This is a genomic window from Aquibacillus kalidii (genome assembly GCF_014280935.1).
In the GTDB taxonomy this organism is placed as follows: Bacteria; Bacillota; Bacilli; order Bacillales; family Amphibacillaceae; genus Aquibacillus_D; species Aquibacillus_D kalidii.
Genome location: NZ_JACLZI010000056.1, coordinates 246,157 through 258,312, shown reverse-complemented (window position 1 = coordinate 258,312; position 12,156 = coordinate 246,157). Strand labels below are relative to the sequence as shown.

Sequence of the window (12,156 nt, the reverse complement as noted above, 5' to 3'; positions counted from 1 at the left end):
GTTCTATAATTCTATTAGCTAATTCTACGGACTTTGGATCTCGCTTAGATTTTGCCATGATAAAATTACCTCCAATATCATATATTTCTATTTTATAATAAAAAAAAATAAACTGGTAAGTAAGAGTCGTACGCTCTCTTAACTTACACAGTTTATTTTACACTCCCTCCTTTGAATACGTATTGACTTAAAGGTGAAAAACATCTATTTTATATTTATCAGCCAGCCTTCTATTGGTTTCTGTTACCCCAAATCTTTTTGCTACTACAATACTTCATAAATTCACACCGAAAAGTTGACTGCTTAAAGTTAACATCAGTACATTCAAAAAGTCCAAATACTAGAATCTTTATAAAGAGTAGGTGAGATGAATCGTCCTTAATTAAATGAATAGAATTAGTCGCAAGATTCCTGTCAAATTATGAGAACTACTGACTTTTTATCGATTTGCTTGCAGTGTTAGAGTATTATAAAAATAAGAGGTATAGTAAACAATGAAACTGAACTAGGTTAGCATGAAAATAGAGTATTGGTATGAATACTATTGGTAGGTGAAAATAATGGAACAGCAAATTCTTAATCTACTTAATGAAATTATCACAGAAGTAAAAGATGTAAAAATAGATCTTAAATCGGAGATGGATCGTCGATTCGGGGCAATTGGAATAGAGCTTGAACACCAGAAAGAGTCCATCAGCACATTAAAAAGTGATATGGAACATCAGAAAGAGTCCATCAACACATTAAAAAATGATATGGAATATCAGAAAGAGTCCATCAACACATTAAAAAAAGATATGGAATATCAGAAAGAGTCCATTAACACATTAAAAAAAGATATGGAATATCAGAAAGAGTCCATTAACACATTAAAAAAAGATATGGAAAACCAAAAAGAGTTCAACAACACAATGAAAAAAGATATGGAAAACCAAAAAGAGTTCAACAACACAATGAAAAAAGATATGGATTATCAAAAAAATGCAGTGTGGGAATTTAAAGTAGAAATGAAAGGGCAACTAGATAATTTAAGTACGGATATGCATGATCGATTCGATTGTATAGAGGGTAAATTAGATGGTATTGGAAATCAGTTTGAATTAACAAATGAATCAAGAATGAATGAAGTTGGATTTATAACGGACAAGGTAAATAGGTTGGAGAAGGATGTTTATTTTTTAAAAAATAAAAGTGATAGCTAGGGATGTTGCCAACCATTTATTGTAAGCTTTACTTTTTATCTAAAAAGGCTTTACCTGTGCAAATCCATTGGGAAAGCACAGGAGTTTTTTTGAAAAAAGTACAAAAGTTTTTTATATTCCTAAGATATTATTTAAATAAGCCTCAGTTATTCCCCTCCAACCCTGCAATTCCAAACCCACCAGGCCCAGCGTGAGTCGAGATCATTGAACCGACTTCAATCCATGTCACGTTTTTAAAGCCATTAGCCTTTGCGAGTTCATCCATTCGTCGTTTGATATCCTCGTCTAGTCCAATCGAGTATTGGAAATATAGTTGTTCTCGATCGATGTCGTAGTCATTCAGATAATCTCGAAATAGCTTCTCTGTCACTTTATCCATTTTCCCACGATACTTTTTAGTGGATACTAGGTGGCCATCTTTTAATTCTATTCGAGGTTTGATTCGTAACAATGCTCCACCAAGATAGGCCATGTTACTAACTCGTCCTCCTGCTTTTAAAAACTCTAAGCTACCCGGAACGAAAGCAAGTCTTGATTTAGGAACAATTGCTTCTATTTTCTCTACTAAATCAGTAGGTGAGATATCGGGTTGCTGCTCTAATAAGTTGACCGCATACATCACAACCGCGGCTAGTCCACCTGTTACGTTTAACGCATCGATAAGAAATAGATCGCCAAAATCTTCGGATGCGATCACCGCATTTTGGAAGGAAGAGGAAGCTTTTGATGTATAACCAATATGGACAATAATGCTGTCAGGATATTGTTCTCTTATCCGCTTGAATAACTCATAGTATTCATGTGAATTAGTTGATGTAGTAGAGGGGATTTTTCTAGTTCTTTCATAAAAATTATAAATCTCCTGGACAGGTAGTGAACCATCCAGATAATCTTTTCCGTCCATTACAACATGCATGGGTACTACTTGTACACCATGTTTGGCTGCTAAATCCTTTGGTAAATCTGCGCCGCTCTCGGTCGTCAAAATAATCTTTCTCATCGTATTTCCCCCTCATTTTACTTGCCGATCTATTATACGTCTATTGTACGTTCTTCCCTCACTATACATGAACAGGTGAAAACATGATAGGAACTCTATAGGTTTGTAAGTGTCCTAATAAAAAATATTATCATTACTTTTTCCAAAATGAATATGGTCCATACCTATCATGAGAATGTTAATAGTAATTGTACATAATGGAATACATGGTAAAATTAGGATTAACTATAACAATTCAATGATTTTAGTAAGAGTAATTGTAATGTGGGCTAAAAAAAGAAAGGAAGATTTTGAAATGGATCATCATTGAAGGAGGAAGAAAAATGAAAAAAGTAAACCTATTGTTTTTGGTTGGCTGGGTCCTAATCATGTTAGGAATATATCTATCTACTCATTGGACTATAATTGGGATGATACTTGGAATCTTTGGTGGGTTGGTTATGGGTGGTAGTTCATACTTCTTGCCAAAGTCTAAAAAGAGGTAGTATTCAGCATGGAGGTTGTATAGTGAAACAGATATTTGCTTTTGAAACAAAAGAGGACTATGAAAAATATCAAGACATAATTGGGAGATTTAATGAAAAACTTAAAGGGTACCAAGCAGAATTGGAAAAGGACTATGCATTAAAGGATCTACCTAATTCCATCATTTGGACATCCGAAGAATTGGCAACAACTGTTTTCTCCAATTTACCGATACCAGCCTTTACGAATAAGGATAGCATTTATATCTCGCCTGATTTATCTGGTTGGAGAAAATTGTTTGTGGAACAACTAGAAGGAAAGAAAAACCAAAAGATAGAAAGTTTTTATGAAAATTTATCGGAGAACCAATTGTTGACTATAGTTGGACATGAATTAACCCATCATTCAGACTTGTTCATTGATGAATTCGATGATGACAGGGAAGATAGTATTTGGTTTGAGGAAGGTATGTGCGATTACCTTTCGAGAAAATATTTTTTAAGTGAAAAGGAATTTAATGAGATTACTAATATCGAGTTAGAAATGGTAGAAATGTTTAAAGCTAAATATGGAACGCATTCGTTAGATGATTTTGGAAATGCCAGTTATGAAGGAAACTTAACGAGTATTATGTTTGATTATTGGCGGAGTTTTCTTGCCGTTAAATATTTGGTTCAGGTCCAGGCAAACCATAATATCAAACAAGTTTTTGAAGAATACCATAAGTGGCATAATTCGGGGAGAAAGAAACCATTAATGGCGTATTTTGGAATAGAAGCCTTATTCTAGTAACAGGTTCAATTTTAACTAATTGGAGGAAAATAAGTGAAAAGACCAACCGGAGTAAACTTAGACGGTGTTATTTACACAAACAATAATGGAGATTTAGGACATAATCAGTTCATGGATGCATTTCTGGAGTTTATTGAAAGCAATGGGTGGAGTTTTGGCGGAGGTAGTTTCCAAATAGATGAAGAAGGGGAGCAGATAGAAGATATTGACTAACCTCCTTCATCAATTACTTTTGAATAGGAAGGGGTGAACAAATTGAATGATTGGATCATTATAATTGTTCTTTTGTGTATTGGTGGTTTAACTGATTTTCTAGCCTCACGTTTTATTGAAAATCGCAAAAGAAGAAGTGTTATAGGGATTTCCATATGGCTTATTATAGGAATTATCTTTTTACTCATTTGGTTAAATCGCGGGTAATTATTTTACATTTGATCTACAAGCTATTTGTAGAAGGTATCCCTATTAGTTGATGTTAACGTAAATAAGGAAGACGCTTAGAAGTAATTTCTAAGCGTCTTCCTTATTTTACGGGGGGTGGTCCATAAAACCTATTCAATATATCCCGTTCTCGATTTTATAAGTTAATTAGGCATTATTCATCACTGAGTTTTAACCTATCAATATATTCTTTTCCTTCCATCAATGAAAGACCTAACGTTTCTCTCGCTTTTTTAACTGCTTTTATTTCTTTGCCATCTTTTATTAGTTCACGTAATTCATCATTAATTGGATTTTCGGGTACTTCCAATTGTTTAGCAATTTGGTCTAATGTGTATTGCATATTCTTTACCCGACCTTCAAATTTATCTACCTTAACCAATAAAGAAATTACTATAAATACTAAAATAAAAGATATACTTATTAGACTGTATTCCATTTTAGTTCCTCCTATAAGTTTATCCTTCTACTATTTATACGAAAGCAGTACGAAATAGTTTCAATTAATTGAAAAGATTACAAAATAAATTTAAAGCTTACAACAGTTGGCTCATTTCGAATACAGTAACAATTCGACCTATAAACCCAATCCTTCCCCCCTATTGAATAGCCAAGTGTATATTTTTTGATCTAAGAGAATAAATTATTATTTACCCAATCTAGGTCATTCGCCCTTACATGTTAACTGTAGCTGCATAGGTTATTAGTATAGCATTTACAAAGGAGGCTAAATAAATGGGTGCAGAATTCGGTTATAACAACAGTTTTGCGTTAATCGTTGTACTGTTTATTCTTTTAATTATTATAGGAACTTCTTACGTAGGTGGATTTGGCGCATATTAATTAATCCGTTAAGAGTTCTAAAGGTATGACAGGAGTTTCGGCCTCTGTCATACCTTTTATATTTGCATTAATTTCAAAGCAAGGTAAGGGTTAAAACTTGATCATACATACCTATTTCTACATGACTATGGTAAAATCTACAGTAAATATGGAAGTATTATACAAGTAGATAGGGATGAGGAACATCGAAAAATTAATCTTGGATAAATGCATGGATTATTCATCAGATCTAAATTTCATAGGTGGAAAGGTTACACGAGATGGTACGTTATTATTAATTGAAAGTGACATACTTGAACTAGAATTCAACGAACGTCCAGCTATGAAACACAATTGGACAATACGAATAATCAAAGAAAATATGATAAAATCTGTTAGGTTAAAAAATGTTCCGCTAGTACCTACCGAAGTGGATATGTTTTCAGATGGTACAATACTTATTGTACAAGTTCGTTGTTCAAAAGATGGTAACGATATAGAACGAAATGCTAGGAGATATAATCCAAATGGGCAGTTAATAGAAGCGTTTACCCTTGGAGACGGCATCGAGCATGTACAAATTGATGATAAGGATACTATTTGGGTGAGTTACTTTGATGAAGGGATATTTGGAACGTCTGAATGGGAATACCCGATGGGAAGTGATGGGCTAATAGCTTATACGATAGGTGGGGACAAGTTATGGGGTGCGAGTCAGTATGGAATCATTGATTGCTATGCATTGAATGTGGTTAGTACTAAGGAAGTATATTTCTATTTCTATGATGAATCTTTTCTTGTATATCTTAATGAAAGAAAAGAATCTGCTCGCTATCGCATAGAAGGTGACACGGTAGATCAATTTGTATTTGATCAAAAAGGTTTAATTGCTCAAACAGATATCTATACTATTAAACGATTTCAGATAAGGAATAGGACAATCGTTCCAAAGGAGAAGGTTCAACTAATAGATGAAAATGGCAAACGAATTATTGGCCCTGTATTCATGCGTGGCTCCTATCTTTATGCATATGGAAAAGAGGCTATATATAAGGTTGTCTTTTAAATAACAAATAATGAGGAGAGGCATATGATGCAAAAACATTGTTGTGAGGATATGGATTATCATGCAAATTTCACATGTGACATTCATGAAGATCCCTTTGACTGTCCGGATAAACTGATTATCTATAATGAAAAAAAGAAGGATTACGGCTTGATCATTCATGACGGAGGTTCATCGCATATTGAAATTGGTTTCTGTCCATGGTGTGGTTCAGCTTTATAAAGAATATATTACAATAGGTTTTGAAGGAGGAAAAGGATGGAGAGAATTATCCAGCAGGACAGTGGGTTACGTTTATTTAGATACATCATAGTCGTTATCGCTTCTGTTTTGACTTTTAGAAAAATTAGTAGTGTAGAAAGTAGTAGAGAAAAACTTAGACAAGAACGAGAGCGGGAACATGAGAATGACCATTATAAGCTTTAAGGTTAACAACTAATTAGCTGTAACAGATGAAGATAGGAGGTTTAAGGGTGAACGTCACTAAATACATGCAAGAAAATTTTCCGGGTTTAGAGCTAAGGGCTGCTCTTTTTTACGATTGGCCCATTGGCATTCGTTTTAAATTAGGTGTGGGCTATGATGTGGAATATGCCTATGAAAATAGTCCATATTTAAATGGTGTTAATAAAAGAGCCAATACGTTATTTCAAGCAATCCATGCTTCAGACGACGATCTTTATATGGTTGTCGATGTGTACGATTTTGCAGATGGGGCAACGTTTAGACATAAATTAAACATCTTTTCTAAATACATAGGGGATAAAAACGTTTTATTTAAACTTCAGCATCATACCATTCCTTTTGTTTATCCAGAAGATAATGAGGACGGAGTTTTTCAAACACATCGATTTACATTAAAATGCAACACATCTGATATTGCTTCTCCTCATTTGATCAAAGCGATATGTAATCAGGATATGGGATTAACCCCAAGTATCTCTCACCGGGTTTACTTTATAAATAGGAGTAAGAATACTATTTTTCATATTTATGATGATAGGGGCTGTGATTTAATAGCTACCTCAGTCGATACAATTCGGGGTATTTATCAGGAATTTAATGAATGGATATTGGATTATGATAGAGAGCAGATTGATAAGGTATTTAAAGTAGATTGAGAGAATGATACAATGTCGGCTCGTCTGAAGAAGGGTGCTCTTTTGATAGGATGATTAGTATTGTGAATATCGATGGGATCTATACAACTGTAAATAACAACAGCTCTTTCACCTTTGGACCTATCATTTGCATTGAGAGGCCAGGATGAAACACCCACTAATATAGATGCTGCAAAAACTTTATAGATTAGCGAGTGAGCAGTAATTCCTTGTATTTAATTACTACATACCTCAGGTGTTGTTAAGCAGAAATGGCCGGTTTCTCGAAGGAAATACCTCTATTTTTCATGACGGAAGTAATTAGTCTTAATTCATGTAGGGTTGATTCATTGCTTCTACCTGCTCTGATCGTTTTGATAATCTCATGATAAAACAGTACTAAGAAATCATCTGGTAACTGTTCGTAAAATTGCATCCTATCACCTCTTTTATCTATAGTAATGACTTGTTTTTTCTACTAACTTATGTAAATTAAGCATAAACGATAGAAGACTAACTTGCCAAGACTTTGTACAATTTTTTAACATGATATTTACATAAGGCTCTTCTCGTAGCTATTGATCCTGTTGTCATAAACTCGATAGACTCTGCAGTAAGTGAAATATCGTAACGCTTCCTCTGCATTAGTGAAGATATTTAGCGATAGTGCCGAAATATCGCAAAGGTAGCTCAGGGTTAGTGCAGATACTTTGTAGCCGAGTGAAATATCGTCTCAGCGTTAAATTTAACTGGAAATCATTCAGCTTAGCGATTATTACCTGTTACTACTTTTTAAATTGTTGACCAAATCGGTAAGTGAAATCTATTATGTTTGTAGCTAGACTTACAATGATATAGACACAAATCTAGGCTTGGGGGTGTGGAATGAAAAAATGGATAATCGTCATCGTATTGTTAATTGTCATTATTTCTATAGGGACAAAAGCATATTACGATACAAATGTTTTCAAAGTGAATAGAGTTCTGTTTACAAGTGATAAGCTACCGGAGAATGCGGAACTGACAGTACTACAAATCAGTGATCTACATAGTAAAGTTTTTGGTGATGACAATAAAAAATTAGTGAAAACGGTCGAGGAATCGGATGCAGATATTATTGTGATAACAGGGGATCTAATTGATAGAAGAACTAATAGTTTGAAAGCTGTCTTTTCCTTGATTGATCGATTAATCAACATAAATGAGCATATCTATTTTGTATCTGGAAACCATGAGTGGGATAATCCGAGCAAAGAGGAGCTTTTAAGTGGTCTTGCGGAACGAAATGTAACGCTATTAAACAACGAAAACACACAGATTCATGTAAATGACATAACACTTAATGTAGTAGGTGTAGATGATGTCTCAACGGAACATGAAGATATGGACAAGGCCTTTGATAGCGTGGGAAAGGAAGGATATACTATTCTGTTATCCCATTCTCCTAATGTCGTAGAAAAATATACTAATATCCCAGCTGATTTAATTTTAAGTGGGCATACACATGGTGGGCAAGTCCGGTTGCCATGGATTGGAGCAATAATTGCACCGGATCAGGGACTATTTCCTAAATTAGATAAAGGAACTTTTGATATCGGCAAAGATCAATATCTTTATCTTGACAGCGGATTAGGTACGAGTATGGCGCCTATTCGGTTTTTAAACCAAAGTCAGATGAGTTTGATTAAGATAACTGGTAGGAAATAAGTTAGGTGTTTAGATATTAAGAAAACTTGATACGAATGCGTCAATCCGTTGGAGGAATGCGCCAAACTACCGGATAAATCGGGCGAATTAGTCTTAAATGCATCATTCGAGTGAGGGAATCCGTCAGTTTCATTATTAAATTCGTCATTGCAAAACGAAGTCCTCCCAATCTACGTAACTTGATAGATTGGGAGGACTAATTAATCCCTTTTACTAAATCTTAAAAGAAGCCTAGATATAATAGCTAATAGTAATGAAAGAAGTGCAAGCACCATCGCAATCAAGCGAAAATCAATAGCTGAGATTCTTCTGTTAAAAGGAAATATATCCACAGCAATACCAAGTATGAGAAGGACAGACACTCCAACTAAACACGCGATATAGGTAAGCTGCAAATATTTTGCCACTGTCTTCAATATAATCCCCACTTTTTTTTATGGATAAGATATGCTGGATAGCTATTTTCTATAGTTATCATTCTTGGTTAACATCTACAATTATTTCATTAAAATATTCACCATCAATGCAGACTTAAAATTTCCCACCTTTTTGATTGATGATAAATACTCATCCTCCATATGCGTCAATCTAGTCACTGAATGCGTCAATCGGGGTAGGGAATCCGTCAATATGGGGATAGAATGCGTCAATCGAGTAAGATATAAGCCGAATCATATATAGAATGCGTCATCATTATCACCATGACTTCAAAATACTAAATAAAAGAAACTTTCTCATGAATAAATCCGTATGAATAGTAAAGTCACAGTTATCTACAGGAAAAGAAGCCTTCTTCCATAACTATTACAATCAATAGTCAAAAAAATTAAAATTCAATTGTGTAGCCTGATGTTATACTTAATGGTGTACTTAACATGATGATTATAACGTAAAGTAAAAATTAATAGAATACTTGTTAAAAGAAAGTAGTTGAGGTGATAAGATGCATTGGGAGTCATTACCTAGTTGGGTTTGGTTCGTATATTATTTATTTCTGTTCGCAACAATAGCTTTAGCAATAACATACATAATGAAAAAGAAAAGGCGGAATTTATCAATCATTGCCATTCTTTTTTCGATAAGTACTCCTATAATTGGTATCTTAAATAGTATAGGGAGAGCTAGGAATGTAAATGAATGGGAGCACATGATAATTCAGTTTCAGCAAGGTGCCATTTGGTCGATCTACGTAGTTTTAGGTTTCCTATACTTACTAGTTTATTGGGGGATAATGCTAATACAAAATAACAAAATTGCTAAACAAAAAGGAAGATTGATTTGAGAAAGGTTGAAGTAAGTTCCTATAGTGAAAAGTGGTCTCAATTATTTTCGGAAGAGGCAGAGAAACTGTATCAGATTTTTGAAAACGAAATCGTAGCGATACATCATATTGGCAGCACAGCTGTTCCAGGACTGAAAGCTAAACCAGTTATAGATATCATGCCTGTCGTCAAAGACATTAACTATGTTGATAAATACGACAAGTCTATGGGGGAAATCGGGTATGAACCAAAAGGCGAGAACGGCCTTCCTGGACGAAGGTATTTTCAAAAAGGGGGAGATAATCGCTCCCATCATGTCCATATATATCAAGCAGGAAGTCACGAAGTAATAAGGCATCTTGCTTTCCGAGACTACATACATAACCATTCAGATGTCCAGAAACAGTATAGTGAGTTAAAAGAAAAGTTAGCACAACAATTCCCCTATGATATGGAAGCTTATATTAATGGCAAGGATCAGCTTGTTAAAGAAATAGAAGGGAAAGCTTTGGAATGGTATGAAGGAAAACGTTGATTCTAGATTACTGCTAGGAAAGTGTTTGTTCTTTTACTAACTGCGGAGTCGTCTCATTCCCAAAAAACAAAATATGGATAGGATAGTGCTGTGTATGGCTGGCATAATAAATGAATTATTTTGAAGGGTGGCAGCTAAGAGGGGATAATAGATTTTCTTTACAAGGTGGTTCATATTCAAATTAGCACTATAAAATCAGAAAGTAGGAGATAGCGATGAAAATAAACTTATTAATTTTTATATCTTCCAGTAAAGAAGAAAACAATGCTGGAGAAGTATTGATGAAAACATTTGAATCGAATATTCGCCCTATAAAAGGAGATATCATAGAAGATCCAGGATTTCATCCGGGGTTCCACAATGGATATGAAGTAGTGAAGGTTACAATCAATTATGCATCGAGTGAATGTTTTGTTTCCTTGCATCCACTTGTGTTAGAAAAACAAGAAATCGAGATGAATACCTATATAGAGAGACTGAAAACACATGGATGGAAAGTAGTCTCAAAAGAGGAATTAACTAATTAGTCTGTAGAAATCTAGAGGGAGGATGTAGTGGTTTCTCCTATAGTGGACAGGAAAGGAAGTGGGTGTTTTGAAAAAAATACTTTTGCATATCGGTTATTTCATGGCTCTTATAATCCTCTCCTTCTTTTCCTTTGTCGTTTTATTAGGGGCTGGATTTGTTGGCAAGTTAAACGTAGTTGTATTATTAATTCCTTTTATTTTTAGTGTGTTGTGGCTTAGTGATTATACATGGCGTTTTATGAGTATGAAATCATCTTCGAATAAGGTGCAGCTGATTCACCCGACACATACTCTTGAATTTATTAGTTTGTTTATTACAGGAACTTTAATTGTTTATAGCATCTTTCTATCCACTTTGTTTCCCTTTCCAAGTCCTGAATATGCGCCATCTTGGATGTTTCTTGGAACTCCTGTCGTGTTCCTTGTAATGTGGTACTGGCTCCTCCACAGATATGAAAAAAACACGGGAGCAAGCAAACAATTGTTTTTAAATTCCATCCTACTTATCCTTTCTTTCCTTTACATCTATCAAATTTGTCGTTTTTATGCTGTGGATTTTTTTCAATAATGATTCTCTAAAACGGTCAATCTTTTTATCTGATTTTTCATTACTGGAACAATAAAATACAAAGCTGATACCGAATCTACTGCTGTTTATAAATACAGGTGGATCATTCGATTAAACCAGTCTAAAAAGAGGGAGGACATCAATGATGGATTTGAATGAATATATTAATACCCGTATAGAAGAACTAATCGTACTTAAATCAGAAACACTCCAATCGTTAAAGGATGTAACGAAAACAGTTGAGGAATTAAGTTTGGAAGAAGAAAAAGCAATAGTAGAAAATAAAATGAAATATTATTCTGCATCAGGTGCACTGGCAGAATTAGAAGAATTAAAGAAATTAATAAGATAACTTTGATTGCCATTTCAAATCTACGGATTATTCGTCCTCTAAGAAATGGACGGTTATGTATTTGACTCTATAGAAATAGACTGGTGGTGGATAATGATTAAAAATAGTATCCGTTTTCCTACTTTTATTTTATAGGATTAATGACTTGGCAATTAATTGATAAACAAGAAGTTGATTGGATAGATAATATTGGCGTCAGCTTTATCATGTTCTTGCTTTTGGTGTTCTATAACTGGTCTAAAACACCTTATAACTGGAAGAAGGACGATAAGAAATGACTATTAGGATTTAGCTGGGATTAACAAAAAATAGGCTAA

At 34.2% G+C, this 12,156-nt stretch carries 20 protein-coding genes; 16 read left to right on the top strand and 4 right to left on the bottom strand.

The genetic code is table 11. The features are described 5' to 3' along the window. Positions 1 to 560: 560 nt before the first annotated feature. Positions 561 to 1,202 (top strand): hypothetical protein, encoded by a 642-nt coding sequence (locus tag H7K77_RS21330; RefSeq protein ID WP_235988972.1) that lies wholly within the window; start codon positions 561 to 563, stop codon positions 1,200 to 1,202. Between the two features lie 142 nt (positions 1,203 to 1,344). On the opposite strand, the gene H7K77_RS17060 is transcribed toward H7K77_RS21330, so the two are convergent. Next, positions 1,345 to 2,202 carry a DegV family protein gene (locus H7K77_RS17060; RefSeq protein ID WP_186579529.1) on the bottom strand — a complete coding sequence of 286 codons (858 nt, stop codon included), beginning with the start codon at positions 2,200 to 2,202 and terminating at the stop codon, positions 1,345 to 1,347. A 323-nt stretch (positions 2,203 to 2,525) separates the two neighbouring features. Between H7K77_RS17060 and H7K77_RS17055 the strand changes: the two genes are divergently transcribed. From H7K77_RS17055 to H7K77_RS17045, 3 genes are read left to right on the top strand one after another with little or no spacing between them, the layout of a single operon-like run. Next, positions 2,526 to 2,687, top strand: a complete 162-nt coding sequence (locus H7K77_RS17055; protein WP_186579527.1) for a hypothetical protein — start codon at positions 2,526 to 2,528, stop codon at positions 2,685 to 2,687. A gap of 22 nt (positions 2,688 to 2,709) precedes the next feature. Further along, positions 2,710 to 3,456: a hypothetical protein gene (locus H7K77_RS17050; RefSeq protein WP_186579525.1), complete on the top strand. Its 747-nt coding sequence runs from the start codon at positions 2,710 to 2,712 to the stop codon at positions 3,454 to 3,456. 36 nt (positions 3,457 to 3,492) lie between these two features. Then, positions 3,493 to 3,672 (top strand): YggL 50S ribosome-binding family protein, encoded by a 180-nt coding sequence (locus H7K77_RS17045; protein WP_186579523.1) that lies wholly within the window; start codon positions 3,493 to 3,495, stop codon positions 3,670 to 3,672. A gap of 382 nt (positions 3,673 to 4,054) precedes the next feature. Here the strand turns inward: H7K77_RS17045 and H7K77_RS17040 are convergent, their stop codons facing one another. Further along, entirely contained in the window at positions 4,055 to 4,339 is a 285-nt protein-coding gene (locus H7K77_RS17040; protein WP_186579521.1) for a hypothetical protein, read from the bottom strand. Positions 4,340 to 4,635: 296 nt separating this feature from the next. Here H7K77_RS17040 and H7K77_RS17035 point away from each other — a divergent pair, with 296 nt between their 5' ends. The 5 genes from H7K77_RS17035 (at position 4,636) to H7K77_RS17015 (ending at position 6,909) form a co-directional block, all read left to right on the top strand. Next, positions 4,636 to 4,743 (top strand): YjcZ family sporulation protein, encoded by a 108-nt coding sequence (locus H7K77_RS17035; RefSeq protein ID WP_186579519.1) that lies wholly within the window; start codon positions 4,636 to 4,638, stop codon positions 4,741 to 4,743. 211 nt (positions 4,744 to 4,954) lie between these two features. Next, positions 4,955 to 5,788: a hypothetical protein gene (locus tag H7K77_RS17030; RefSeq protein ID WP_186579517.1), complete on the top strand. Its 834-nt coding sequence runs from the start codon at positions 4,955 to 4,957 to the stop codon at positions 5,786 to 5,788. Positions 5,789 to 5,812: 24 nt separating this feature from the next. Continuing rightward, positions 5,813 to 6,010 carry a DUF6980 family protein gene (locus H7K77_RS17025; protein ID WP_235988971.1) on the top strand — a complete coding sequence of 66 codons (198 nt, stop codon included), beginning with the start codon at positions 5,813 to 5,815 and terminating at the stop codon, positions 6,008 to 6,010. Positions 6,011 to 6,046: 36 nt separating this feature from the next. Further along, complete coding sequence (locus H7K77_RS17020) at positions 6,047 to 6,214, top strand: hypothetical protein (RefSeq protein ID WP_186579515.1); 168 nt, start codon at positions 6,047 to 6,049, stop codon at positions 6,212 to 6,214. A 65-nt stretch (positions 6,215 to 6,279) separates the two neighbouring features. Continuing rightward, entirely contained in the window at positions 6,280 to 6,909 is a 630-nt protein-coding gene (locus tag H7K77_RS17015) for a DUF3885 domain-containing protein (protein ID WP_186579570.1), read from the top strand. A gap of 241 nt (positions 6,910 to 7,150) precedes the next feature. On the opposite strand, the gene H7K77_RS17010 is transcribed toward H7K77_RS17015, so the two are convergent. Next, the gene (locus H7K77_RS17010; RefSeq protein WP_186579513.1) at positions 7,151 to 7,324 is read right to left on the bottom strand and encodes a hypothetical protein; all 174 of its coding nucleotides are present in this window, start codon (positions 7,322 to 7,324) and stop codon (positions 7,151 to 7,153) included. Between the two features lie 449 nt (positions 7,325 to 7,773). Here H7K77_RS17010 and H7K77_RS17005 point away from each other — a divergent pair, with 449 nt between their 5' ends. Further along, the gene (locus H7K77_RS17005; protein WP_186579511.1) at positions 7,774 to 8,595 is read left to right on the top strand and encodes a metallophosphoesterase; all 822 of its coding nucleotides are present in this window, start codon (positions 7,774 to 7,776) and stop codon (positions 8,593 to 8,595) included. 200 nt (positions 8,596 to 8,795) lie between these two features. Here the strand turns inward: H7K77_RS17005 and H7K77_RS17000 are convergent, their stop codons facing one another. Then, the gene (locus H7K77_RS17000) at positions 8,796 to 9,011 is read right to left on the bottom strand and encodes a hypothetical protein (RefSeq protein WP_186579509.1); all 216 of its coding nucleotides are present in this window, start codon (positions 9,009 to 9,011) and stop codon (positions 8,796 to 8,798) included. 527 nt (positions 9,012 to 9,538) lie between these two features. Between H7K77_RS17000 and H7K77_RS16995 the strand changes: the two genes are divergently transcribed. The 6 genes from H7K77_RS16995 to H7K77_RS16970 all read left to right on the top strand — a co-directional run bounded on the left by H7K77_RS16995 (position 9,539) and on the right by H7K77_RS16970 (position 12,117). Next, the gene (locus H7K77_RS16995) at positions 9,539 to 9,877 is read left to right on the top strand and encodes a hypothetical protein (protein WP_186579507.1); all 339 of its coding nucleotides are present in this window, start codon (positions 9,539 to 9,541) and stop codon (positions 9,875 to 9,877) included. Further along, a complete protein-coding gene (locus H7K77_RS16990) occupies positions 9,874 to 10,392 on the top strand; it encodes a GrpB family protein (protein WP_186579504.1) in 519 nt (172 codons plus the stop codon). Before H7K77_RS16995 ends, H7K77_RS16990 begins: the two co-directional genes overlap by 4 nt. Positions 10,393 to 10,607: 215 nt before the next feature. Continuing rightward, on the top strand, positions 10,608 to 10,919 hold the full coding sequence (locus H7K77_RS16985; RefSeq protein ID WP_186579502.1) for a hypothetical protein: 312 nt from the start codon (positions 10,608 to 10,610) through the stop codon (positions 10,917 to 10,919). A gap of 67 nt (positions 10,920 to 10,986) precedes the next feature. Beyond that, positions 10,987 to 11,487 (top strand): hypothetical protein, encoded by a 501-nt coding sequence (locus H7K77_RS16980; protein WP_186579500.1) that lies wholly within the window; start codon positions 10,987 to 10,989, stop codon positions 11,485 to 11,487. Positions 11,488 to 11,629: 142 nt separating this feature from the next. Continuing rightward, on the top strand, positions 11,630 to 11,839 hold the full coding sequence (locus H7K77_RS16975) for a hypothetical protein (protein WP_186579498.1): 210 nt from the start codon (positions 11,630 to 11,632) through the stop codon (positions 11,837 to 11,839). A 140-nt stretch (positions 11,840 to 11,979) separates the two neighbouring features. Next, entirely contained in the window at positions 11,980 to 12,117 is a 138-nt protein-coding gene (locus H7K77_RS16970) for a hypothetical protein (RefSeq protein WP_186579496.1), read from the top strand. The last annotated feature ends 39 nt before the right edge of the window (positions 12,118 to 12,156 follow it).